The 25,912-nt window shown below is 42.4% G+C and carries 17 protein-coding genes and 1 pseudogene; 15 read left to right on the top strand and 3 right to left on the bottom strand.

What is annotated here, in order from left to right; genetic code table 11:
• The first annotated feature begins 35 nt into the window (after positions 1-35).
• The 11 genes from KQI66_RS10160 to KQI66_RS10210 all read left to right on the top strand — a co-directional run bounded on the left by KQI66_RS10160 (position 36) and on the right by KQI66_RS10210 (position 18,258).
• A complete protein-coding gene (locus tag KQI66_RS10160; protein ID WP_216429214.1) occupies positions 36-1,937 on the top strand; it encodes an ATP-dependent helicase in 1,902 nt (633 codons plus the stop codon).
• Positions 1,912-2,445, top strand: coding sequence for a GNAT family N-acetyltransferase (locus KQI66_RS10165; RefSeq protein WP_216429216.1), 534 nt, complete (start codon positions 1,912-1,914; stop codon positions 2,443-2,445). Before KQI66_RS10160 ends, KQI66_RS10165 begins: the two co-directional genes overlap by 26 nt.
• A 645-nt stretch (positions 2,446-3,090) precedes the next feature.
• Positions 3,091-5,640: a hypothetical protein gene (locus KQI66_RS10170; RefSeq protein ID WP_216429218.1), complete on the top strand. Its 2,550-nt coding sequence runs from the start codon at positions 3,091-3,093 to the stop codon at positions 5,638-5,640.
• On the top strand, positions 5,640-6,566 hold the full coding sequence (locus tag KQI66_RS10175) for an ABC transporter ATP-binding protein (RefSeq protein WP_216429220.1): 927 nt from the start codon (positions 5,640-5,642) through the stop codon (positions 6,564-6,566). The genes KQI66_RS10170 and KQI66_RS10175 overlap by 1 nt, the downstream gene beginning before the upstream one ends.
• Entirely contained in the window at positions 6,563-7,432 is an 870-nt protein-coding gene (locus tag KQI66_RS10180; protein WP_216429221.1) for an ABC transporter permease, read from the top strand. The genes KQI66_RS10175 and KQI66_RS10180 overlap by 4 nt, the downstream gene beginning before the upstream one ends.
• Before the next feature lie 6 nt (positions 7,433-7,438).
• Positions 7,439-8,998: a hypothetical protein gene (locus KQI66_RS10185; protein ID WP_216429223.1), complete on the top strand. Its 1,560-nt coding sequence runs from the start codon at positions 7,439-7,441 to the stop codon at positions 8,996-8,998.
• 386 nt (positions 8,999-9,384) lie between these two features.
• Complete coding sequence (locus tag KQI66_RS10190) at positions 9,385-11,190, top strand: vWA domain-containing protein (protein WP_216429225.1); 1,806 nt, start codon at positions 9,385-9,387, stop codon at positions 11,188-11,190.
• Entirely contained in the window at positions 11,174-13,921 is a 2,748-nt protein-coding gene (locus KQI66_RS10195) for a VWA domain-containing protein (protein WP_216429227.1), read from the top strand. The genes KQI66_RS10190 and KQI66_RS10195 overlap by 17 nt, the downstream gene beginning before the upstream one ends.
• 471 nt (positions 13,922-14,392) lie before the next feature.
• A complete protein-coding gene (locus tag KQI66_RS10200; RefSeq protein WP_216429235.1) occupies positions 14,393-15,910 on the top strand; it encodes a VanW family protein in 1,518 nt (505 codons plus the stop codon).
• Positions 15,911-15,930: 20 nt separating this feature from the next.
• Positions 15,931-16,932, top strand: a complete 1,002-nt coding sequence (locus tag KQI66_RS10205) for an AIR synthase family protein (protein ID WP_216429237.1) — start codon at positions 15,931-15,933, stop codon at positions 16,930-16,932.
• 276 nt (positions 16,933-17,208) lie between these two features.
• Positions 17,209-18,258, top strand: a complete 1,050-nt coding sequence (locus KQI66_RS10210; protein WP_216429239.1) for a CdaR family transcriptional regulator — start codon at positions 17,209-17,211, stop codon at positions 18,256-18,258.
• Between the two features lie 736 nt (positions 18,259-18,994).
• On the opposite strand, the gene KQI66_RS10215 is transcribed toward KQI66_RS10210, so the two are convergent.
• Positions 18,995-19,294, bottom strand: a complete 300-nt coding sequence (locus KQI66_RS10215) for a diguanylate cyclase domain-containing protein (RefSeq protein ID WP_330655118.1) — start codon at positions 19,292-19,294, stop codon at positions 18,995-18,997.
• Between KQI66_RS10215 and KQI66_RS11345 the strand changes: the two genes are divergently transcribed.
• The 4 genes from KQI66_RS11345 to eno all read left to right on the top strand — a co-directional run bounded on the left by KQI66_RS11345 (position 19,211) and on the right by eno (position 24,160).
• Positions 19,211-19,435, top strand: coding sequence for a hypothetical protein (locus KQI66_RS11345; RefSeq protein ID WP_253287744.1), 225 nt, complete (start codon positions 19,211-19,213; stop codon positions 19,433-19,435). The two genes, KQI66_RS10215 and KQI66_RS11345, sit on opposite strands and share 84 nt — an antisense overlap.
• A 560-nt stretch (positions 19,436-19,995) precedes the next feature.
• A complete protein-coding gene (gene pyk / locus KQI66_RS10220; RefSeq protein WP_216429240.1) occupies positions 19,996-21,429 on the top strand; it encodes a pyruvate kinase in 1,434 nt (477 codons plus the stop codon).
• 21 nt (positions 21,430-21,450) lie between these two features.
• On the top strand, positions 21,451-22,596 hold the full coding sequence (locus tag KQI66_RS10225; protein ID WP_216429242.1) for a glycerate kinase family protein: 1,146 nt from the start codon (positions 21,451-21,453) through the stop codon (positions 22,594-22,596).
• Between the two features lie 259 nt (positions 22,597-22,855).
• The gene (gene eno / locus KQI66_RS10230) at positions 22,856-24,160 is read left to right on the top strand and encodes a phosphopyruvate hydratase (protein ID WP_216429244.1); all 1,305 of its coding nucleotides are present in this window, start codon (positions 22,856-22,858) and stop codon (positions 24,158-24,160) included.
• 321 nt (positions 24,161-24,481) lie between these two features.
• Here eno and KQI66_RS10235 read toward each other — a convergent pair.
• Together KQI66_RS10235 and KQI66_RS10240 are read right to left on the bottom strand one after the other, a co-directional pair.
• Positions 24,482-24,853: pseudogene (locus KQI66_RS10235) on the bottom strand (transposase); the annotation flags it as partial.
• Positions 24,854-25,046: 193 nt separating this feature from the next.
• Entirely contained in the window at positions 25,047-25,904 is an 858-nt protein-coding gene (locus tag KQI66_RS10240) for a MerR family transcriptional regulator (RefSeq protein WP_216429246.1), read from the bottom strand.
• Between the last annotated feature and the right edge of the window lie 8 nt (positions 25,905-25,912).

Raw genomic sequence — 25,912 nt, forward strand, 5'->3', positions numbered from 1 at the left:
ATGCTATAATCAAGTTTAAACGGAGGACATATACAATGCAGGAAAAGGGAAAGCTGAATTTAAACCAGAGAACAGCCGTAAGACATAAGGACGGGCCTATGCTTGTGCTTGCCGGGCCGGGAAGCGGAAAAACGACTGTCATAATAAACAGAATATACGCATTGCTTAGGCTTTACGGTGTGCCGCCGGAAAAAATACTGACCATAACATTTACAAAAGCAGCGGCTGTGGAGATGGAAACACGTTTCAAAAAAATATGTCCCAATATTCGTGGTGTGCATTTTTCCACATTCCATGCACTGTTTTTTCGTATGCTAAGGGAAAAAAGAGGCATAACGCTTGAATCCGTAATTGACGAAGGCAGAAAAAAGGCTTTCATACGCAAAACGGTTGAGGAATACTGTGCCGATTGCGAGGATATAGAGGAAATGGGCGATGTGTTTCTTATGAACTTGTCGCTTTTGAAAAATAATCTTGATAACCTCAAGAGCTTTAAGCCGAGAGATATGAAATTGCAGGAATTTCTTGCGGTTTATAAGGTTTATGAGGAACATAAAAGACGTAATGAGCTAATCGACTTTGACGATATGACCGCAATGGCATATGAGCTGCTGACCGAGGACAGCGAATATCTTTCGACACAGCAGAAAAAATATGATTACATACTGATAGATGAATTTCAGGATATAAATAAGGCGCAGTATGAATGTATAAAGCTTATGGCAGAGCCGAAAAACAATATATTTGCCGTCGGTGATGATGATCAGAGCATATATGGCTTCAGAGGAGCGTCACCGCAGTTTATGCTGGATTTTGAAAAATACTATAAAGATAAGGGCGGAAAGACCATACTTCTGGACACCAATTACCGCTCTGCCGAAAATATTATCCGTCTTGGCGGACGGCTTATTTCAAATAATAAAAATCGGTTTGAGAAGGACATAAAGGGAACAGGCAGAGGAAAAGGATCGGTTAAATTTATGTTGAACTGCTCTCCGTCCGATGAGGCAGACGGAATAGCCGATATGATAGAAAAGCTCCATAATGAGGAAGGCGTTCCATATGGAGATATGGCGGTTATATACAGGAATAATCTTTCGTCGAATGCCTTTGCACACAGGCTTATATTGAGAAACATACCTTATTATCTGCGTGACAATACCTACAATGTATATGACCACTGGATAGCGAAGGATATACGTGCCTATGTTGATTTTGTTGATAATACCGATGACAATGATGCATTTTTCCGCATAGTGAATAAGCCGGGAAGAATGGTAAGCAAGCGTCTGCTTATGAAAGCGGATACCTTGAGCGGCTCGGTGTTTTATAATGTAATAAATGCAGATGATTTAACCGGACTTGCCGAAAAAAATATGCGGATACTTTATGAAACGGTTCAGCTTGCAAGAAAAAAGCAGGGCTTTGAACGTATAAAATATATTTATGATGAATGCGATTATGAAATGTATCTTGAGGACTATGCAGCATTCAAAAAATGCTCTGTGGCTTTTTTAAGACAGATAGCGGCAGAGGTGCTTTCGGTCGGCAGAGAGGTATCGGACACAAGGCTTTTCGGCAGAAAGCTGGACGAATATAAACGGAATATAACAGGAAAAGCCGTTAAAGCAAGAAATGCCGATGCTGTAACGCTTACGACAATGCACTCGGCAAAGGGACTGGAGTTCGGAACGGTGTTTGTGCCGTCGCTTGTGGATATGATTGTTCCAAACGGCTCGGCAAAACTGCGAGGTGAAACAGAGGAGGAGAGAAGGCTTTTCTATGTTGCCTCGACACGAGCAAGGGACAGACTGATTTTCTCGTCCTATACGGGACAGGAAAACGGAGAATATGTAAGATTATCGCCGTTCCTTGAGGAAATAGGAATAAAGACTTTGGAGGAAAATGAAAATGATAGAGATAAAGGAAGCAAATAAAAAACAGATTTCAAGAATACGAAGATTGTACAAAACGGCATTTCCGGTTGCGGAAAGAAAGCAATGGGTAAAGATAGAAAAACAGCTTGGCGGCTGTACGGAAGTGCTTTCCATAATGGAGGACGGAAAGTTCAGAGGACTTATTATAAATATGCTTAATGACGATATAGTCCTTCTGGATTATTTTGCGGTTGACGAAAAATACAGAGGAAAGGGCATAGGCACAGAGGTGCTTAAGGCATTCAGAGAAAGATATAAGGGAAAAAGAATGGAGCTTGAGATTGAGGTTCCGGAGGAAAATGCACCAAATAATGCACAGCGTCTTTCAAGAAAAGGCTTTTATCTGAGAAACGGACTTAAGGAAACCGGATTGGCACATATCAATCCCGACGGAGTAAAGCTGGCATTGCTTGCCTTTGATGAGCCGATAACACATGATGAATATATGGATACAATGCGAAAATCCTACGGAAAGAAAATGGCGGCTAAATTTATTGAAATAAAGTAAAGGTATACATTTCTGCCAATCGGCAATTTTACAAAATCATTTTGCGGCTTTACAAGTCGCAAGGCTGTCTTTGCGAGAGAGGAATCTCTTAGAATTGCGAAGTCCGACTTTCCTCTCTCGCGCTCTCTCCTTTCCGGACACGCTAAAGTTACTGAAAATTGCTAACCTTCGCAGGAATACTGCTCGGTTTTAACGCAATTTTGAAAATATCGGCTGTTTAGGTTGATACAGAATTTAAAAACAATATTATCCAAAAAATCATTTGCTAAAATGATTTTTATAAAGTTTAGGTCGAACCTTTTTAAAGGTTCGTGGGTTTAAGGGCAAAGCCCTTAGGTCTTTGCAATAATGTATAGTTAAAGAACTGCATTTTGGTATTACTTATATCATATTGCAGTTCTTTTATTATGGTCTGTTGTTTAAAATTTATATGGATTTATAAGCAGTGAACAAATAATATGTGGAACTTTAATTATTTAAGTGAATGATAAGCGACATATAAGGATTAAATTCTTAATAATCAGTACAAAATTGTAAGAATTAATTAATGGCTTTACAAATGTAATGAAAGTATAATATTTACATATAAAGGTATCATCATTGTTTTATGAAGAAATTATAAAAAAATTTGCGGGAGGTGCAGTAATGAAAACTGAGAAAAAGAAGGGAAGACCGGCGGCAAAGCTAATAGCCATAATATTAGTTGCGGCAATGGTATTGAGCATAATTGTTCCGCTGGCAGGAAGCGTTGCTTTCGGTGCAGCATATATGACGACATCTACCGAGGTTGCTGTTGACGGCACAGCAGAAGCCGGACAGGGAGTCGAAACAACACCGGTTGAGGACGAAGACAAGGCTTTAAGCTCGGAAATGCTTGAGGCAGACATTAAAATCGGCTATGACAATGTATATATGATTAACAGACAGACGCCGGTTAAAGTAATGATATACAATAAGTCACAGAACGAATTCAAGGGCAAGGCTGTTGTTAAGGCATATTCAATGCTTTCCGGCCAGTACAACAGTGCGAGATACGTTGAATATGAACAGGAAATTGATATAAACGCAGGCGGTGCAGGCGAATATAAATTTACGGTATTTCCAGCAGCACAGGCTACATATATGAATGTAAAAATATTTGACGAAAACGGTACAGAGGTGCTTTCGGAAAATCCTACTGTAATACCTATACTTCCCGAACAGGTTATGACGGGTGTGCTTACCGATACAAAGTCAAAAAATCTTGATTATCTTTCAAACCTCAAAGTAGGTGAGGATATTTATACAAACTCAGGCAGAGGATATTCGACAAACTATGTAAGCTTTCTGAATGCCGACAATATGCCCGAAAGCTCTGAGTTGCTCGAAAACTTCAGTGCAATCATCGTTGATGATTTCCATATGGAGTCCTTGAATGAAAAACAGCTTGAGGCACTTTTCGGCTGGGTTGAAAACGGCGGTATGCTCGCAATCGGCACAGGCCTTAATGCCGATAAAACTCTTAAGAATATCGGCGACAAGCTCGGAATAACATTAAACGGCTATTCAACGGCAAATATATTCGGCGGAACTGCAGACGTTGCAGATATAACCGTTGCTGACGGAGAAGAAAGCGGAATTGAGAACGGAACCGTAACCGCATACATAAAAAATGAAGGTGCAGGATTGGTTGTTGTGCATACATTCGATCTCGGTTCGGCACCGTTTGCAAACAGCGGAGCAAACAATTATCTTACTTCATATTACAGAGATATTTATCCGCAGAAATTCATGGCAGACAGAGATTATGTTTACTCTCCTAATAATGTAAATTCAATAAACAGACTTCCTTCGATAGAAAAGAGCAGCTTTACGGTTCTTATCGTTATACTTCTTGTTTATGCGGCAGTTATAGGCCCTGTGTGCTATCTTGTTCTAAAAAAAGCGGATAAGAGAGAAAAGGGCTGGATAGTTATTCCGGCGGCATCGGTTGCTTTTGCTGTTATCATATTCGTTATGAGTTCTGTTAGCTATCAAAAGGACGCACTAATAAGCATAATGAGCTATACCGATTTGGACGCATTGAACCATGAAACAAATATTTCGGTCGGAATAAGAACACCCGATAAAGGCGATGTAAAAATAGGAGTCGGAAGCAACGTAAATATTACATCGGACGACAATTATTATTATTACAATTATAATTCATCTTCGAATAACAGTGATTATTGCGAATATACGGTATCGACAAATGACACTGAAACGGCGGTAACATATTACGATTGTTCATCTTGGCAGTCAAATATATTCTATTCAACGGTGAAAAACACAATGTCTGCTGATGACATAAAAGGCGATTTTACAATAGAGGGAACAAATATTGTCGGAACGGTAACAAACAATTCCGAAAATGATATAGTTGACCTTGTTGTCAGCTTTGGCGGTCAGTATGCAAGAGCAGGCTTTGTTGCGGCAGGCGACAGCGTTGACGTAAGCATACCGCTTTCCACCGAAGAAATACAGAAATGGACAGACAACAGATACCAGATGATAAGTCAGATTTTCTACGGTCTTAACGAAAACCAGCAGCAGGCTTCAATGGTATTCAGAAACGGTGTTTCGGCAGATGAGGCTTATAAGCTTGAACAGCGTTTCGAGCTTTTGAACTACACAGGCGACATCTGGAACGACAATAACCTTGAATTTGAAGTAAACTTATATGCTTATACCGAAAACAGCCTTCTCGACGGAGCAAGAACAATAAACGGCAAAGAGGTAAACGAAAACTGGGAAAATCTTTATAAAAAATCTGTTCCGGTCGATATTTCAAAGTCAACAAACTATGACATTCCCGAAGGCTATCTTGTTCCTACGGAAATATATCTCGGAAACATAAACGATACATCAAGCATGGATATTTATAACTTCGAGATATACACAATGACAAGTGATACAATCGAATGTATATATGATTTAGGCCAGTGCAACAGCATTAGGGAAATCGGCATAACATGGGATAATTACGACGGCTTCAGAAACGAACCGTTAATCTATAATAATGTAACGGGAAGATATGAAAGCCTTAAGACAGCCGACATTAAGAATAACGTAGGTGTTTATGTTTCAGAGGACGGCAAGTTAAGACTTTATTCGGACGTATACAGCGATACTTATATAACATTTCCGAAACTCAGCCTGAAGGGAGGTAACAAATAATGCCGGAAATACTTGAACTTAAAAAAAGCTTTGGTAAATTTACAGCACTCAATTCGCTGTCGATGAATATTACCGATAATTCAATATTCGGCTTTGTCGGCCCCAACGGTGCGGGAAAAACAACCACAATGAAAATAATGGCAGGACTTCTCAGTGCGGACTCCGGAAGTATATATATAAACGGCGAGGACGTATTGAAAAATCCGCAGAAGATAAGGGAAAAGATAGGATATATGCCGGACTTCTTCGGTGTATATGACGACCTTAAGGTAACGGAATATATGGATTTCTATGCCGGAACATACTATATTCCCTATGCCGACAGACCTACGCTCATAGATTCGCTTCTGGAGATTGTTGACCTTTCGGATAAAAAGGACGCTTATGTCGATTCGCTTTCGAGAGGTATGAAGCAAAGACTCTGCCTTGCAAGAAGCCTTATACATGATCCCAACCTTATCATACTCGATGAGCCTGCGTCGGGACTCGATCCGAGAGCAAGAGTGGAAATGAAAGAGGTTCTCAAACAGCTTAAAGAAATGGGCAAGACAATAATCGTCAGCTCGCATATTCTTCCGGAGCTTGCGGAGATGTGCTCGGAGATAGGCATTATCGACCATGGCCAGCTCGTTACACAGGGAACTGTAAACGAGATTATGAACAAGATACATAAAAACAGAATCGTAAGGGTAAAGACAAGCTCCGCAAAGGATACACTCATAAGACTTCTTAAGGAACAGACAAAGGTCGGAGAGATTACCGAAAATGCCGATAATATCGAGTTCGTTTTCAACGGAAACGATAATGACCTTACTTCGATTCTCAGAAACATAATAATGAACGGCATTCCTGTGTTCTCCTTCGGTGAGGCGGAAGGAAACCTTGAAGAAATATTCATGACTGTGACCGGAGGTGATGAGAAATGATAAATCCCGTACTCAGAAGAGAGGCAAAGACCTCGTTAAGAAATTGGAAAATATTTTATGCTGTTGCCGCATATGTGCTTATAATAACGGCAATTGCCGGAATTTCTATATGGCAGTTAATGTATAACTCCTATAATCCAAGCTTTGATCCGAGCGAAATGCTTACGGTTTATATAATTCTTACGGTTGTACAGCTCGGACTGGTGCTTCTGGTTACTCCGTCATTTACAGCCAGCAGTATAAGCGGCGAAAGAGAAAGACAGACGCTTGATCTTCTTCTTGTAACAAAGATGAAGCCGATGTCGATTATCGTGGGAAAATTCCTTTCCGGTCTTTCGGTTATAGCACTTATGGTTTTTGCGACAATGCCTATATTTGCATTGATTATGTATTTCGGCGGAACAAATATGCTTTATATAATCGCAGTTACGGTGTATATGCTTCTTGTCTGCTGTGCCTTCGGTGCAATAGCCATATTTTTCTCGACAGTGTTCAGAAAAACGGTTATATCAATGGTGTTCACATATATAATCATGGGCGTGCTTGTCGGCGTGACACTTATCGTATATGCCATTGCCTGTCAGGCTTATGGCTCATATTATCAGATGGCACTTCCTGCATCGGTCAGAATACTTATGCTTGCAATCAATCCGGCAATAGGTCTTATCAGTATCGTTTGCAGCCAGACCGGCAACAGCTTTATGAACGATATACTTGATTACAGCAATTACTGGGGATCAGCTTATAATCCGATAACAACCTCTGTACCTATGTGGATAATAAACGCAGTTGCACTTGTTATAATAACGGTAGTGTTTATATTACTTGCGGCTTCAAGAATAAAGAGAACATCTAAAAAAGGGTGATGATTCGTGAAGGAGCTTAAAAGAATTTTAAAACCGCTTAAAAACCGAATGGTTCTTCATAATGTAATATTAAGGCTTATGCAGTCCATGGCAGTCGGCATTGCGGCGGTGTTCGTTGTGCTTGTTGCATCTAAGCTGACCTATATTCCGGACAAAGTACTGATATGTGCGGCTGTGCTTGCGATGGCCGTAATCGTCGGAATAATACTTGCGTTCACGAAGTATAAAATTACCGATTATAATGCGGCAGAAACAGGCGACAGACTGGGCTGTAATGAAAGACTGATAACAGCCTACGGAATATTGGAGAAAAACGGCGAAAAAACGCCCATGGAGAAGCTTGCGGTTGAAGATGCGGTAAAAACAGCAAAGCAGACAGACCTTGTTAAAAAATACAAAATGACATTTCCTAAAAGACTGGCGATAGTGCTTGTTGTCGCGTTGGGAGCGTCATGCCTTACCGGCTTTGCACCGGATAAGGGTGTTTATAAGCTGTCAGCTATCACAAAAAATGCACTTGAGGAAACCGACAAAATAAAAGAAACGATTAATAAGGACGAAAGGCTTTCGGAAGGCTTTAAAAAGGAATATAACGAGATAATAAAAAATCTCAATAAGGATTTGAAAAGAGCAAAGGATTCCAAGGAAGCCAAAAAGCTTATCAATGAGGCTCAGAGAGAGCTTAAAAAATTAGAGAAAAAATCACTTGATGACAAAAACAGCATTAAAAACGCACTTTCGGACTATTCTGCCGGACAGGATATTTCTGCGGCAATGGATACCGGCAACAGCGAGGCTTTGGCAAAGGCAATGGAAAAGCTTGCGGCAGAGCTGGACAAGCTGACGGACGAGGAGCTTAAACAGCTTGCGGAGCAGTTGGGTGAGCTTGCCGACAATCTCAGCGACGAAGAGCTTGCAGAGCTTCTTGAGGAGGCGGCAAAGGCGGCAGAGGAAGGCGATATTGAAAAGCTTACAAAGGCGGTTTCTTCTGCGGCATCGTCGGCAATGACAAAAGCGTCAGCCGCATCGTCAGCCGCAAACAGAACTGCGTCATCATTGGCAAAGGCATCTGACGGAACAGGCAAAACTGCCACAAGCACACCGAACAGCTCAGCTTCGCAGAACGGCAACGGAACCGGCGAAGGACAGGGCGAAGGCCAAGGCAGTGGCGAAGGTCAAGGACAAGGTGAAGGCCAAGGCAATGGTGAAGGCAACGGCAATGGTGAAGGTCAGGGCAATGGCAGTGGTCAAGGCAATGGACAGGGCGGCAACGGAACCGGAACAGGCGGAAACGGTCGAGGCTTCGGCCATGCAGAGCCGGAGAAGGTATATACAATGAATGCCTCCGGACTTTCGGGCGAAGAGGAACAGCTTAACTCACAGCAGACCGAGCAGGGACAGGTATCCTATTCCGAAACACGCTCGGACGGCTCTAAGGGCGAAAGCGTACCCTATGATTCTGTTGTCGGACAGTATAAGGATAAGGCGCTTGCGGAAACGGAAAACGGAAATATTCCGTATGGGATGAAACAAATTATTGCTGAGTACTTCTCAGCATTAAGTTGAAAACTTCGTTTTCAACTTGTTTAAACAGAGGCATGAATTAAGAATTTTAATAAATTTAAAAACCAAAATTTTTAAAATTCTCAATTCTCCTCGACGGAAGTGAATTCCGTCTGCGGATTCCACTCGGGACACCTTCGGTTTCCCGAACCCTTCCGATTAGTTACAAAATTTCGATTTCGTATTTTTAAAAACCGTAAAAACTGAGCAGCATTCCTGCGAAGTTTCGGTTTTTCAGTAACTTAAGCGTGTCCGGGACAGGGGAGCTGCGAGGGGTGAGGCGGACTTCGCAATTTAAGTGCGCACCCCTCGCAAAGACGACCTTGCGACTTGTAAAGCCGCAAATTGTATTCTGTCCTTAAGGATAGGTAAAAAATAAGGAGTTTTTTATGGGATTTTTCAATATAATAGGTCTGCTGGCGTTATTGGGCGTTCCGGCAGTAATTATACTCCATATGCTTAAGCAGAAGCAGAAAGATGTAAAAATTCCGAGCACGTTTCTCTGGGAGCGTGCGGTGGATACAAGCGTGCAGTCAAAGCCATGGCAGAAGCTGAAAAAGAGCCTTCCGCTTATACTTCAGCTCATTGCGGCGGCGGCGCTCGGTCTTGCGGCGGCAAGACCTTATGTAACCGCTTTCGGAACATCATATAATTATGTTGTCGTTATGGATTCTTCGGCAAGTATGTCCGCAGATGAGCTTGGTGAATCCCGTCTTGAGCTTGCAAAGGACAGAGCCGAAAAGCTTATCGGTTCAGCATCTGCATCGAGCAATATAACGGTTATTTCTGCCTGCGAGGTTCCCTATACGGTGTATTCTGGAAACGATAAAAATGCGGCACAGTCAGCCATAAGAGGAATTGAACAGACCTATGGTGGCATTGATACCGATGCACTCGAATCTCTTGCGGCGGCAGAGGCGGCAAAAATAGAAGGCGGAATATATATTTTTACGGATAATGCGGACGATTTTAAAACGCTTAAGGACAGTGCAAATATGCGTTATACAGGCCAGAGCACCGAAAATGCCGCAATAACCCTTGCATCTGCCAGCGGCGGGAATGTTCTTGTCAGCATGGCAAATTATGGCACACAGGACGCAAGAAAAACGGTTACGGTCTATGTAAACGATATGGCTGTGGCTGTAAATGACGTTATATTACAGGGCAATGAGCAGAAAACCATTGTTCTCGAAAATGTATATGATGCAGAAACAACGGATAATGCGGAAATAACCGTTACACTTACGCCGGAGGATATACTTTCTGCCGATGATACTTATTATACGGCGGTTAATAAATCCGAAAACGCAAGGGTGCTTCTTGTGACTGACGGAAACACCTTTCTTGAAAATGCAGTCGGCCTTGTTGACGGCACAGAGCTTTATAAAATGAGCCCGACGGTTATGGAAACAGCGGATCTGACAGGCTATGACCTCTATATTTTCGATGGCACACTGCCGGATGAAATGCCGACAGACGGTGGTATATTTGTTCTCAATCCGCCCGACGGAAATCCTTTCATAGAAACCGACGGAACAAAAACCATAAACGGCTATGCGACCGGAAACACTGAGCTTTCGGCAGACGGTGCATTGAGCTTTGCACTTTCGCAGACGAAAAACATTGTCCGTCCTTCATGGGCAGTCACCGAGCTTTCGGCAGACGGAACGCCTGTGATAATAAAAGGAGAGAACAACGGACAGCGTATATGCGTATTTTCATTTGATCTGCATGACAGCGAGCTTCCGCTTATGAAGGATTTTCCTGTTATGATATATAACCTTGCGGATTATTTTCTTCCGTCACGCTCCGGCACAACGAGCATATACTGCGGACAAAAGCTGAATACGGCTTACTCTGCGGCTGCGGAAAGAATAACCGTAACAAATACTGAAGGAGAGGAAAGAACGGTAGCTCCTCCTTTCCCTTCGGCAGATTACAGCGATACACAACAGCCCGGATTTTATACGGTTTCCGTATACGGTACGGACGGAACGGTAAGGGAATATCCAACGGCAGTAAATGTAAAAACCGATACCGAAAGCCGTCTTTCCGCACTGGAAGGACAGGATACCTCCGGAAGCACGGGAACAGCGGTAAAGGGCGGCGGTTCGCTGCTGAATGCACTTGTTGTTTTGGCAATACTGGCACTTATAGCGGAATGGTGGGTGAAATATCATGGCATTAAACGCTGATAAAGCATATTTACTGATACTGATACCCATTATTATTGCGGCGGCAGTGTTCATAATAAAAAAAGAAATTGTCAAGGGCAGCAGGTATACATGGGTATCAACGGTAATAAGAATAATAACGGCGTCCTTCCTTATTATGGCATTAAGCGGAATGAGCATAATCGATAAGGCAAAGGACGACACAACAATATTCCTTGCGGATGTATCGGACAGTACATCGGTAAGTACGTCCAAGCTCGAAAGCTTTATAGATTCCGCACAGGAGCATAAGAAAAACGGAGATAAAACGGCGGTCGTTGCCTTTGCGTCAAGACCAATAACCGTTCTTCCGGCAACCAACGAATATAATGCCGTTAAGCTGGACACACCGACAGCCGGAAAGGAAAGCACCGATATTGAGTCGGCAATAAAATCGGCGGCGACAATATACGACAAAAATACAAATAAGCGTATAGTGCTTATGACAGACGGACAGGAAACAAAGGGTGATGTTGTTTCATTAAGAAATATGCTTAAGAGCGATAGCATAAGCCTTCTTGTGTATGACATAAGCAATGCGGTTGAAAACGAAGCCGGAGTGCGTGAAATATCGCTTCCGCAGTATGTAAATCTGAATATGGATTATGACGTTAATGTCGTAATTGATTCGGTCGGCTCACAGTCGGCTGTGCTCAGACTTTACAGAGGCAGTACGCTTGTCGTAAACGAAACGATAAGCCTTAAAAACGGCGAAAACCGATATGTGTTTACTGATAGGGCACTTACGGGCGGCGGCATAACATACCATGCGGAGATAACTCCCGAAAAAGATACATTCTATCAGAATAACTCGGTTTACGGCTACTGCTATGCACAGAACCTTCCGGCGGTGCTTGTTGTCGGTGATAATGAGTCTGCGGAGAATATGAAAAATATTCTTGAATCGGCACAGCTTGATGTAACAAAGGTCAGTCCGTCAAATACGCCAAACGACTATGATTCGCTCATAGGCTATGACACAGTGGTTATTGCGGACACAGCATATAATGATTTGAATGAGGACTTTGTAAACTCACTTGAAAGCTATGTTAAATATGCCGGCGGCGGTCTTATAACAATCGGCGGCGAAGATGCCTACGGAATGGGCGATTATAAGGGAACGGTGCTTGAGGACATTCTTCCGGTCGAGTCGGAGATAAAAACACAGTCCGAAGATCCCGACCTTGCAATGGTTATGGTTATAGACCGTTCGGGTTCAATGGATGACACAAGTCAGGGAATATCCTGTATGGATATAGCCAAGGAAGCGGCATACAGAGGCATTGAACAGCTTGACGATAATGACAGGGTAGGCGTAATCTCCTTTGATACACAGGCACAATGGGTTGTTGACCTGACCAAGGTTGGCGGCAATCTTGAAACAATAGGCGACAAAATCGGCACAATACAGGCAGGAGGAGGCACAAGCATACTTCCGGCATTGAGAGCTGCATGCTCAAAGCTTGCCGATACAGACGCAAAGGTTAAGCATATAATACTCCTTACGGACGGACAGGCTGAACAGGAGGGCTACGGCGGACTGCTTTCCATGGCGAGAAATGACGGAATAACCATTTCCACAATAGCGGTCGGCAATGGAGCAGATACAAAGCTTCTTCAGTATATCGCAGACGAAGGAAAGGGACGTTATTATTTTGCAAGCCAGTTTTCAAGTCTTCCGGAAATATTTGTATATGAAACAACGGTTGCAAGTAAGGATTATCTGAACAATGAGGATTTTTATCCGACAGCGGTTGAGCAGTCAACGATAACGGACGGAGTTGATTCCGTTCCTATGCTTCACGGATATGTTTCCACAACGGCAAAGAGCAGAGCAGATGTAATACTCCAGAGCGATACCGAAGAGCCGGTGCTTGCGGTATGGCAGTATGGTCTGGGAAGAACGGCCGCATGGACAAGCGACTTAAGCGGACAGTGGACAAACGACTGGCTCGGTGCAGACGAGGGAACACAGATAATACGAAATCTTGTCAGCTATACAATGCGCAGTGATGTGCTTTATGATGTCGATGTTTCGGCAGAAGCGGCTGACGGCGTTTCGCAGATAACGGCAAAGATACCGGTCAGCACAAAAACAGTCGAACTTTCGGCACTGGTGCTTGATACTGAAGGCAAGGAATACAGCATAGGCATGACGGCGGTTTCTCCCGGTGAATACAAGGGAACGATACCGACAGACAAGGAAGGTGCATATATAATCACACTTACGGAAAAGGTTTCCGAAGGTGACGATAATGTATATAACACAGGCTTTATATTGAGCTATCCGAAGGAATATGACACACGCAGCTTTACCGATAACGGCGTTATAGATGAGCTTGCGTCATATGAGGGAATATCGGTCATAACATCGCCCGATGAGGTCTATTCATCGGCACTTCCGCAGACAATGGGACAAAGAGATATTACGGTTGGGCTTATTGTTGCGGCGATAATAGCACTTTTGATTGACATTGTATTAAGAAGGTTCCCGGAGATAACCGACAGGGCGGCGGCTGTGATTGCCAAGCTTAAGCCGAAGAAGAAGGAAGGAAAGGCAGTCTTTGAGATGGCAGAGCAGAGGAAGGCCGAGCCGGCGGAGGATAAGCCAAAAACAAAAACCAAGGAAAAGGCGAAGAAAAACGATAAGCCGGCAGAGGAAAAGTCCTCGGCGGATAGGCTTGCGGAGCTTAAACGAAACAGAAAGAAATAGATAAAAGCGTGTCTAAACGGCACGCTTTTTCAAAATCAAAACCTATGGGGCTTTGCCCCAAACCCCAGAATCCTTTGAAAAGGATTCATCTAAACTTTATAAAAATCATTTCTTGAAATGATTTTAAAGATTATATTATTTAGTTCACAAGATACATATTTGAACAAGAATTATTTTCAAAACTACATTCGTAGAATATAGTTAATCAAAGTTTAGGTCAAGCAATGAATCGCAAAGATAGATGCGGCGGTCGAAGACCGCTTTGCGAAGCAAAGTTCTGAACGGTTTAAAGGCTTGTAGGGTTTGGGGCAAAGCCCCATAATTCTTTTGATAAAAGTTATAAAATATCGTATTTTTCGAACGATATTTCAGCTTGTTTTTCCTTGTATGACATTGCGGTTTGTGATAATATAAATGATGATTGGGAACAATAAAAATCAATTAAAATATATATTTGAAGAGGCATAAGATATGAAGAAATTTTCTACAAAATTAAAAAAAGCAGCAGCTTTTATGCTGGCTGTAAGCTTTGTTTTGCCGGCGGCAGCCTGTGGAAAAAATAAATCCGGCGAAGAATCGACACAGGAGGAAGAAAATGCCGAGGACGACGAAATAATATACGATGGCGTATCAATAGGCGGCATTGATGTGGGCGGCCTTACCGAAAAAGCGGCAAGAGAAAGGCTTGAGGCAGAGCTTGTTGTGCCGGAAAAGATAGCCGTTGATTTTAAAGACCAGACAAGAGAGATAATTTCAGAAACAATAGACGTTAAGCCGGACATAGACACAGCGGTTAAGGCCGCTGCGGAAATTGGCAGAACAGGCACGGAGGACGAGAGAGTTGCCGAGGTTGAGGCACTTGCCGAAGAGCCTGCGGATATTGCCGTTTCGTATATCTGCGACAGGGAAAAGCTTGTTTCCATGCTTAACGCAATCAAACAGGAAACCGATAAGCTGACAGATGCGGAAAAATTCAGCATGGACGTTGAAAAGACCGCCGATACAATCGAAAACAGCATTAAAGCCGGAGTTTTCGAGGGCATTGTGCCTGTTTCGGCCGATGTTGATGAGGATTATGAGGAAACACTTATCGGCTCATATTCTACATCATTCACTGCAAGCGATGCCAACAGAAACGAAAATCTTCGTGTTGCCTGCGAAAAGATAAACGGCACTGTTCTTCAGCCGGGCGATATATTCGATATGAATAGCCTTCTTGGGCCGCAGACAGCCGCAAACGGTTATAAAAATGCCGGAGTTATCGAAAACGGCAAAATCGTTTCTGCCATTGCCGGAGGCGTTTGCCAGGTAACAACAACAGTTTATAATGCGGCTATTTTTGCCGAGCTTAAGATTGTAGAAAGATATAACCATTCGCTTATGGTCGGTTATGTTCCGCTCGGAAGAGATGCGGCTGTTGCCGGAACATATAAAAACTTAAGATTCCAGAATGATACGGATTATCCCGTAAGAATTGAGGCATATATAGATAATTATAAGGTAGTCTGCAATATATACGGCAAGGAAATACATGACGCCGGACATAAGGTAGACTTTGAAAAGGTATGGGTTGCAACGGTTAATAAACCGGCTGAAAAAATAACGGAAGACCCGAATATGTATACAGATGAAAGAGTTGTTACATATACAGGAAAAACAGGTGCAAAGGTCGATACCTATAAGCTTGTGTATGAGGACGGAAAGCTTGTAAGCCGTGAATGGTTCTCGTCTTCGACATATTCTGCAACGGCTGATGAGGTTACGGTAGGAACAAAGGTAAGAGAGCCGGAAAACACAGAGGAAACACCTGTTATCGGCGGCGGCGAAACAACACAGCCTTCAACGCCTTCAAATCCAGAACCTTCGACACCGAGCACACCTACCGAGGTTCCGACACAGCCTTCAACACCGACAGAGCCGACAACACCACCGGAAACAACCGAGCCGATCGGCGGAGATGATGATTTACCGACAATAGGTGCGGAATAAAATATACGGAGAACAGAAAAATGTCAAAAGAGCTGGAAACGGGCAAGGTACCCGTTGATATACTTAACAGAATAGTACTTGATCCAATCAATAACAATAAGCACAAAAGAAAGGACGTTGTTATACGTCCGTCAACAGGCGAGGATTGCTCGGCAGTTGATACCGAAGGTGAAATATGCGTTCTTTCCACCGATCCCATTACGGCATCGGGTTCAAACGCCGGGTATCTTGTTGTGCATATCAACTGCAATGATGCCGCATCAGCCGGTGCAGAGCCAATCGGTATTCTGCTTACGGCACTTCTTCCGGAGCACAGCACCGAGGAGGACTTAAGCGATATAATAAATGGAGTTTATAAAGCTGCCGGAGAGCTTGGTATTGAAGTGCTCGGCGGACATACGGAGATAACTGCAGCTGTTAATAAGCCGGTTGTCAGCGGAACGGTTGTGGCAAAAACAAAGGGCAGAAACTTTATTTCGTCATCCGGAGCAAAGGCAGGACAGGACATTATAATGACCAAATGGGCGGCTATCGAAGGTACGTCCATAATTGCCAATGATTATGAGGACAGGCTTGCCGAAACAATGGATAAAGCCGAAATAGCCGAGGCTAAAAAGCTTGCGGAGATGATAAGCGTAGTTAAGGAAGGCAGGATAGCGGCAGACTTTGGTGCAACTGCAATGCACGATGCAACCGAAGGCGGCATTTTCGGTGCTGTATGGGAGGTTGCAGAGTGCTCCGGAACAGGTCTGGAGCTGTATGCTGATAAAATTCCCGTTCTTGAATGTACGAGAAAGATATGCAATGCCGCAGGTGTGAATTTATACAGACTTATTTCCAGCGGAACAATGATTATAACGGCTTTTGACGGAGAAAAGCTTGTTGCACAGCTTAAGGAAAGCGGTGTAAATGCCGCAATAATCGGAAAGATAACCGATGGCGGAAGATATGTGATTGCCGGTGGCGAAAGAAAAGAGCTTGTGCCGCAGGAGAAGGACGAAATTTATAACGTATTTAAATAAGATTAATATTATGGGGCTTTGCCCCAAACCCCATGATTTTTTGAAAAAAAATCAAGTAAAACTTTTGATAAACTATTTCTGCGAAATAGTTTGGGATATAAGTTATTATATATCCCAAAAATCATTTGATAAAATGATTTTCAATAAAGTTTAGGTCAAGCAATGAATCGCAAAGATAGATGCGGCGGTCGAAGACCGCTTTGCGAAGCAAAGTTCTGAATGGTTTAAAGGCTTGCTGGGTTTGGGACGGAGTCCCAAGGTCTTTTTGGTGATATTATGAACAGATTTTTTGATATAAACAGCGAGCTGGCACAGCAGATAGTTGACTCGGTCAAGTCGGTTGTCAGCTTTGACATCAACTTCATAGACAGAAAGGGTATTATTACCGCAAGCACCAATGCCGAAAGAATAGGCGATTTCCACGAATCCGGCTATAAAACGGCAGAAAGCGGCGTTATGGGTGTTGTTTCAACCGATGATGAATACCGCGGTACAAAGAAGGGCATTAATTATCCGATTATATACGACGGCAATGTAATGGGCGTTATCGGCATAACCGGTGAGCCGACCGAGGTGGAACGCTATGGCTTTCTGATAACAAAGATAAGCGAGGTTTTCATTCGTGAAAATTTCCAGAAGGTTAATAGCCTTGACGAACGCCGTAGGACAGAACGCCTTGTTTTTGCATTGATATATAACTATGCCGACGATATAGAGCCGCTCGCACATGAGCTTGGCTTTGACCTGACCGGTGAATATGCGGTTATGCTGATAAAGACGGATAGGGCGGCACAGGTACAGAAGCATTTGGAGCTTGTTTCCGAAAACCGAAAAAAGCTCATCTGCGGTTATATATTCCCGGATAAAATAGCCGTTGTTGTGCCGAATATATATGAAAAAATTGTTATAAGAACCATTGAAAAGCTGAGTGAGGATAAGCTGAACTGCGGAATAGGAACGAAGGAAAAGGTTGACGGTCTAAGCGAGTCATATCGCTACGCTCAGCTTGCACTCGGTAATGCGGTTAAAAATAATGAGCGTATTACCGCCTTTGACGATATGACAATAAATATAATAACCGAAAGCATTGACGCAAAGACAAAAAAGAAGTTTTCGGAGCGTATGCTGAAGGGTCTGACCGATGAGGATATTAAACTGCTTGCGGTGTATTATGATAATTCAATGTCGCTTAAGCAGACGGCGGACGAGCTGCATATCCATAAGAATACATTGCAGTACCGTCTTGAACAGATATATCGCAAAACGGGCTTTAATCCGAGAGAGTTCAAGGACGCAGTGCTGTATTATATGTCAATACAATTATGAAATAATAATAAAAACATATGGGGCTTTGCCCCAAACCCCAGAATCCTTTAAAAAGGATTCATCTAAATTTTATAAAATCATTTTATCAAATGATTTTTGGGGATAACAAATTTAATTTAAAATTTTGTACCAATTTAAATAGCCGACATTTACAAAACCGCTGACAGACCGAGCAGCATTCCTGCGAAGGTCAGCGGTTTTTTGTAACTTAAGCGTGTCAGGAAAAGAGAGAGCGTGAGGGAGGAAGTCGTTGGTCATGACTTTCGTAAACGAAAGTTGCTAACGCAAACGCACCATATTCAGAACTTTGCTTCGCAAAGCGGTCTGCGACCGCCGCATCATGGTCATGACTTTCGTAAACGAAAGTTGCCTTTGGCAACCGCACCGTCTTGTGCGGTCAGTAGGTCAAAGCATTTTGCTACGCAAAACGGTCTTCGACCGCCCCGTTTTCTTCGGGGTGCATACTTTGCGGTTCACTGGTCAAAGCATTTTGCTACGCAAAACCGCCTATTCAGAACTTTGCTTCGCAAAGTGGTCTTCGACCGCCGCATCATGGTCAAAGCATTTTGCTATGCAAAACGGTCTGCGACCACCCCGTTTTCTTCGGGGTGCATACTTGTGCGGTCAGTATTCGCAATTCTAAGAGTTTCCTCCCTCACAAATAAAAAAATTGCGACTTGTAAAGCCGCAAAATGATTTTGTAAAAATACCGATAGGTATAAAATAAAATTTTTCTTTATTCTCTTCTGTTTTTTCGCCTGTCATACTTGCTGTTGGAGTAGAACTCCTTTTTGTTTTCATACATCAGCTTGTCCGCTTCATTAAGCATCAGCTCCAGATTATCGCATTGCTCCTTCCAGAGTATGCCGTATGAAATACTTATATCATTCATTTTCAGATTTTCTACCAGTGTTTCCACCTTGCGGTAAAACTCATGCTTGTCTATATTCGCATGAAGCACAACAAACTCATCACCGCCGGTACGATAGGAATGCTTAGGAAATTCCTTCGTGAACTGTTCGGCAGTCCGTCTTATAAGCTCATCGCCGGCCTCATGTCCAAGCTTGTCGTTTGTTTCCTTAAGCCCGTTGAGATGTCATCAAATGTGATTTCGTCATCAAGAATGTATAAAGAACCGTCCGGAAAAAGAACCGTATTGTCTGGATATAAAACATAAATTCTCGAAAAAACCGATGTAGCACCTGCATCATGTATTAAATTTATAATATTTGTCTTTTGAATTTATGATGCCTTCACGCTGTATTCTTTTTGCCAGGATGTTCAGAAGATTTATATTATCCTCAAAACGTATTCGTATCTCTTGACTCATTGATTCCGATAAATCAATCAGAATTTAATTGCACTTATTATATTCCTTATGCAAAAGATTATAGTAAGCACCTATCGAAACAAAGGCGGTAATTATTGTTACTATAATAATGGGCAGAAGGCTTTTAAATTTGTTTTTCATAATTATTTTCCCTAATACAATCGTTTCTTTATACATTAATAATTTTGCTTAGTGTATTTTAATAATTATGTCATTTTAGCTCATTTGATACAAGCAAAATAATTGTAATGTTATTGTTATCAATACCAATGTTTTCTTTAAATTGTTTTAAAACTATGGTTTGTATAACATAGCGGCATATATATATCTATGCTATATTATGTACATAGAAAAGAACAGAAAAACAAATAATAAAGCAAATAATATAAACGAAGGGAATGGTAAATATGAAAAAGACAAAAATCATCTGCACAATGGGACCGAACACAGAAAACAGAGAAACAATGAAACAGCTTGTTTTAAACGGAATGGACATTGCAAGATTTAATTTTTCGCACGGTTCGCATGAGGAACACCTCGGAAAGCTTGAAATACTCAAGAGCGTAAGAGAAGAGCTTGACCTTCCCGTTGCGGCTCTTCTCGACACAAAGGGCCCGGAAATAAGAACAGGAACACTCGAAGGCGGCAAAAAGGTTTATCTTGAGGAAGGTCAGAAATATACGTTGACAACAAGACTTGTTACCGGCAATAGTGAAATCGGACATGTAAATTACAGCGAGCTCACCGACGATTTAACCGTTGGCTCAACGGTGCTCATTGACGATGGACTTATCGAGCTTAAGGTGGAAAAAATAGACGGAACGGAAATCGAATGTAAGGTAATAAACGGCGGTGAGCTTGGCGAAAGAAAGGGAGTTAATATTCCCGGAGTAAAAACAAATCTTCCCTGTCTTACCGATAAGGACAGAGAGGACATACTTTTCGGCATAGAAAACGGCTTTGACTTTATAGCCGCATCGTTCGTAAGAACAGCGGATGCCGTTACGGAAATCAAAAAAATGATTGCAGAGCATAATTCTACAATAAAGGTTATCGCAAAAATCGAAAACGAAGAAGGAATCGAAAATATCGACTCAATCATAGAGGCGGCAGACGGAATTATGATTGCCAGAGGAGATATGGGCGTTGAAATTCCTCCCGAAAGAGTACCGCATATTCAGAAGATGATGATTGACAAATGCTCGGAGGCGTGCAAGCCCGTTATAACAGCAACACAGATGCTTGACTCTATGATAAGAAATCCCAGACCGACAAGAGCAGAGGTTACGGACGTTGCCAATGCGGTATATGACGGAACGGACGTTGTAATGCTTTCCGGCGAAACCGCAATGGGAAAATATCCCGTTGAGGCACTTAAGGTAATGGTAAAAATTGTTGAGGAAACAGAGCATTATCTCGATTACAACTCCTTCAGACAGAGAAAAATTTCAAAGGACAACAAAAGAAATGTTGCAAATGTTGTGTGCAATGCGGCTGTTCTTGCGGCAAGCACACTCAACGCAAAGGCGATTATCGCACCGAGCTTCAGCGGATTTACAACAATGATGCTTTCCAAATGGAAGCCTGAGGCACTTGTTATCGGAACATCGCCCAATAAAGAAATAGTAAGACAGATGCAGATGTACTGGGGAATAATACCCATGTACGAAAAGAAGGAAATGACAACGGAGTCACTCATTGATTCGGCAGTGGATATGCTCAAGGGCAAGGATATTCTCCGCACAGACGATACGGCGGTTGTTATTGCCGGAATTGTGAACAAAAATTCCGAAGAACGTGCGGGTTCGACAAACCTTATGAAAATTATAACTGTAAAATAAACATTTACGGAGGTCACAGCGATGAAGGTAGTTATAGCAATAGACTCATTAAAAGGAAGCTTATCCTCGATTGAGGCAGGAACGGCAATCAAAAACGGCATTGAAAGAGTATATGGGGACAAAGCGGACGTTATCGTCCGTCCCCTTGCGGACGGAGGCGAAGGAACGGTTGAGGCACTTGCGGAAGGAATGAACGGTGAGCTGAAAAGGGTTACCGTAAAAGGCCCGATGGGAAAGCCGACAGAAAGCGTATATGCCGTTCTTCCCGAAAGAAAGACAGCCGTAATAGAAATGGCGTCGGCGGCAGGCATTGTGCTTGTGCCTGATAAGGAGAAAAATCCGCTTAAGGCAAGCACCTACGGCGTAGGCGAAACAATAAAGAACGCAGTAAAAAATGGAATGAGAAGCTTTATAATCGGTATCGGCGGAAGTGCCACAAACGACTGTGGAATAGGAATGCTTACGGCACTCGGCTGGAGATTTCTTGACGAAAACGGAAACGAGCTTGAAGGCAACGGCGAAAATCTCGTTAAGATAAAAGAGATTGATGATTCTGCGGTTATAGCTGAATTGAAGGAATGTAATTTCAAAATTGCCTGCGACGTAAACAATCCGCTTTGCGGCGACAACGGATGCAGTAATGTTTACGGACCGCAGAAGGGTGCAACAGAGGCTATAATAAGCTATCTTGACGAAGGCTGTAAAAACTTCGCAGAGGTTACATATAAAAAATACGGTATTGACAATATTGATTTTCCCGGAGCAGGAGCTGCCGGCGGACTCGGATACGCTTTCTCGGTTTATCTTAACTCAGAGTTAAAGTCCGGCATAGACATTGTGCTTGAAGAAACGGAGCTTGAAAGCTATATCGAAGGTGCGGACTACGTTATAACGGGCGAAGGCAGAATAGATTTCCAGACAGCAATGGGAAAAGGCCCGATGGGTGTTGCAAGGCTCGGAAAAAAGCATGGTGCTGTCGTTATCGGCTTTGCCGGATGTATAACCGAGGACGCAGACGAATGCAATGCACAGGGAATGGACGCATTTTTCCCGATTATCCCAAGAGCAATGACGCTTGAAGAGGCAGTGGATAAGGAAAACTCAAAGAAAAACATGGCACATACCGCCGAAGAGGTATTTAGATTAATCAAGGCAGTTGGAAAATAATAAAGTCAAAACCATGGGGCGTTGCCCCAAATCCCACAAAACTTTAAAAAAGTTTTGATTCAAACTTTTAAACTTTGATTAACTACATTCTAACGAATGTAGTTAGGGAAAATATTGAAATTTATGCTTTAATACTATTCTAAACCTATTTCGCAGAAATAGGTTGACAAAGTTTGGATCCAACCTTTTTAAAGGGTGGCAGGTTTAAGGGCAGAGCCCTTAGAATAATGTATATAATAAATAGAAAGGAAGATGTCTTATGAATACAAAAATTACAGAGGTTTATGCAAGAGAAGTACTTGATTCAAGAGGAAATCCGACAGTTGAGGTGGAAATAACAACTGCGAACGGCATAAAGGGCGTTGCACTCGTTCCCAGCGGTGCATCAACGGGACAGTTTGAGGCAGTGGAGCTTCGTGACGGCGGAACACGTTTCGGCGGTGCAGGCGTTGAAAAAGCTGTTAATAACGTAAACGAAGAAATCGCAAAGGTAGTAATTGGCATGGACGTTCTTGATCAGACAGGCATTGACAACACAATGATTAAGCTTGACGGAACAGAGAACAAGGGCAGACTCGGAGCAAACGCAATACTCGGTGTTTCCGTTGCCGCCGCAAAGGCCGCAGCCGCAAGCCTCGGTCAGCCACTTTACAGATATCTCGGCGGTTTTAACACAAAGGTTCTTCCTGTGCCTATGATGAACATTATGAACGGTGGAAAGCATGCAGACAATACGGTAGATTTCCAGGAATTTATGATTATGCCGGTAGGAGCACCGTCATTTAAGGAAGGCTTAAGAATGTGTGCGGAGATATACCACAGCCTTAAAAATGTGCTTAAGTCAAAAGGACTTTCAACTGCGGTAGGTGATGAGGGCGGCTTTGCTCCCGACCTTCCGACAGCGGATTCGGTTATCGACCTTATTAAAGAGGCTGTCGAAAACGCCAGCTATGGCTGGGGCAGTGATATAAAAATCGCAATGGATCCGGCAACAAGTGAGCTTTTTGATGAAAATGACGGAAAGTATCATTTTCCCGGCGAAAGCAAAATGACCGGCAGAGAAGTAATCAGAACAAGTGATGAAATGGTGGAGCTCTGGAAAAAGCTTTGCGATAAATATCCTATCATTTCAATCGAGGACGGACTTGCGGAAGAGGACTGGACAGGCTGGCAGCTGCTCACCAAAGAGCTTGGCAACAAGGTTCAGCTTGTTGGCGATGACCTTTTTGTTACAAACACAAAACGCCTTCAGAAGGGTATTGAGCTTAATGCAGGAAATGCAATACTCATCAAAATAAACCAGATCGGAACATTAACGGAAACCTTCAATGCAATCGAGCTTGCCAACAGACATAACATGACCGCAATAGTAAGCCACCGCTCAGGCGAAACAGAGGACACGACAATAGCCGATATTGCCGTTGCGGTAAATGCCGGACAGATTAAAACCGGTGCTCCGGCAAGAAGCGACAGAGTTACAAAATATAACAGACTGCTCAGAATAGAGGACGAGCTGGGAGAAAGTGCGGAATATAGAGGAATGAAGTCGTTCTATAATATTTAAGAGGTTAGAACTACACCTCCAATAAACCTTTAAAAATTGTGAACCGAAACTTTAATAAAAATACCGATAGGATAAACCTACCGGTATTTTTTATATTGTCGGAAGAATTATAGATGCTATAATATTTATAAATGCAATGAAAGAATGTCGCCTACTATGCGACTTAAAATGGGGAAAAAATGTGCTATTCTTATATCAAACAAGAATTTGAGATGATAGGTTTATGATGTTATGAGTAAAAAAGATATAGAATATGAGGTTATTTAATGAATTTAATCACTATGATGATTAAGAAGTGTAAAGGGCGGTACAGATATGGCAAATGGAAAGTATTTTTTCTTCCATGTCCTGAGTTACGGTATTCTGATATTTTTTAATCAACTGTGGTTCATAATCACCATTACGATCCCTTGGGATTGCCACATCCATATCTCCATAACTGGTGTGCATGGTTTTGCTGGAATGTCCATTTCTACTATTATCTGTTTCTTTGTTTCGATAGTCATACTTGGAATATCCTAATTCTTCATCCAGTTCTTCATCCAAAGCACCTTCCAAAATGACAGACATCATGTCACGCATGATACTATTTACATCGGTGCCATCTTTGATACTGATATCATTATTTTTCAGATAGTCACGCATCATTTCTCTCATTGCTGCTTTTTGTGGGCTGTCTTTTCTTCTTGCCATAAAAATAACCTCCAAACTGAGTAATTTTATCTTACATCAGTTTGGAGGTTTACACAAACTTTAGGATACTCCCAAATATAACCATATACATTCGCAGGAATGCTGCTCGATCTTAACGCAATTTTGAAAATACAAAATCTAACTTTTGTAGTCAATTTTAATTATTTCCTAAAACTACATTCTATGAATGTAGTTAATTAAAGTTTTGTAGGGTTTGTGGCAAAGCCCCATATGTTACCGGTATCTGTACTTCCGTTACGAACTTATCCGTTTCGTCCGTTATGCAGTTGTCTATCATTGTTATCTCTCTTGAAAAACCGCTTATGCACATACCATGCTCATTGATGCACTCAATGAGCTTTTTGTAATACTCCGGTGCGTCTCTATGGCTTCCGTGAAACCGTATACATACGCAATCGGTTTCCTCCCATATGTCGGTTTCGCCGTAGTAGCTGTCCTCCTGCTCAAGAGTGATAAAGACCATGTCGTATTCATCAAATATGCCTTTTGTCAGCTTATCCTTTGCTATGCCTATGCCGACCTTGCCGAGATATACAACGGCATCATTGCTGTCCTTTTCCAACGCACGTATGGACGGCTCTAAATCGAAATATGCCTTCGGTGATACACTGGTTCTCAGCCATGCCACCTTCTTCTGCGGAATGTGTTTGACCGTTATTATGTTTACCTCAGAGGAAAGGGCATCGTCTATCATCGCAAGACTGCGGTTTATACGCTGTTCTATCAGCTTAAGCTCGGTCTGTTTCTGCAATATAATCTTTTTCTGTTTTTTCAGCATTTCCTGTGTTGTCTGAATTTTTCGGTCAGAAAGAAACAGCCGTATTTCGTCCAAAGGCATGTCAAGTACACGCAGAAAGCGTATCATTGTCAAAACCTCAAACTGCTGCATTCCGTAGTATCGGTAGCCTGTTTCTTTGTCCGTATATTCCGGCTTTAATAAGCCTATTTTTTCATAATGCCTTAATGAACCGACGCTAAGGTGGAACATTTTTGCCACATCGCCGATTTGAAAAAGATCCTTTTTATCCATGTTTTCTC

This window comes from Anaerotignum sp. MSJ-24 (assembly GCF_018918145.1).
Classification (GTDB): domain Bacteria; phylum Bacillota; class Clostridia; order Lachnospirales; family Anaerotignaceae; genus Metalachnospira.

Bases quoted from the DNA above. Each gene is read 5' to 3' on its own strand.
- KQI66_RS10240 (WP_216429246.1), bottom strand. From the start codon at position 25,904: ATGGATAAAAAGGATCTTTTTCAAATCGGCGATGTGGCAAAAATGTTC.
- KQI66_RS10175 (WP_216429220.1), top strand. From the start codon at position 5,640: ATGCCGGAAATACTTGAACTTAAAAAAAGCTTTGGTAAATTTACAGCA.
- KQI66_RS10200 (WP_216429235.1), top strand. From the start codon at position 14,393: ATGAAGAAATTTTCTACAAAATTAAAAAAAGCAGCAGCTTTTATGCTG.
- eno (WP_216429244.1), top strand. From the start codon at position 22,856: ATGAATACAAAAATTACAGAGGTTTATGCAAGAGAAGTACTTGATTCA.
- KQI66_RS10160 (WP_216429214.1), top strand. From the start codon at position 36: ATGCAGGAAAAGGGAAAGCTGAATTTAAACCAGAGAACAGCCGTAAGA.
- KQI66_RS10180 (WP_216429221.1), top strand. From the start codon at position 6,563: ATGATAAATCCCGTACTCAGAAGAGAGGCAAAGACCTCGTTAAGAAAT.
- KQI66_RS10190 (WP_216429225.1), top strand. From the start codon at position 9,385: ATGGGATTTTTCAATATAATAGGTCTGCTGGCGTTATTGGGCGTTCCG.
- KQI66_RS10225 (WP_216429242.1), top strand. From the start codon at position 21,451: ATGAAGGTAGTTATAGCAATAGACTCATTAAAAGGAAGCTTATCCTCG.
- KQI66_RS10205 (WP_216429237.1), top strand. From the start codon at position 15,931: ATGTCAAAAGAGCTGGAAACGGGCAAGGTACCCGTTGATATACTTAAC.
- KQI66_RS10195 (WP_216429227.1), top strand. From the start codon at position 11,174: ATGGCATTAAACGCTGATAAAGCATATTTACTGATACTGATACCCATT.
- KQI66_RS10210 (WP_216429239.1), top strand. From the start codon at position 17,209: ATGAACAGATTTTTTGATATAAACAGCGAGCTGGCACAGCAGATAGTT.
- KQI66_RS10165 (WP_216429216.1), top strand. From the start codon at position 1,912: ATGATAGAGATAAAGGAAGCAAATAAAAAACAGATTTCAAGAATACGA.
- KQI66_RS10170 (WP_216429218.1), top strand. From the start codon at position 3,091: ATGAAAACTGAGAAAAAGAAGGGAAGACCGGCGGCAAAGCTAATAGCC.
- KQI66_RS11345 (WP_253287744.1), top strand. From the start codon at position 19,211: ATGAAGCACAACAAACTCATCACCGCCGGTACGATAGGAATGCTTAGG.
- pyk (WP_216429240.1), top strand. From the start codon at position 19,996: ATGAAAAAGACAAAAATCATCTGCACAATGGGACCGAACACAGAAAAC.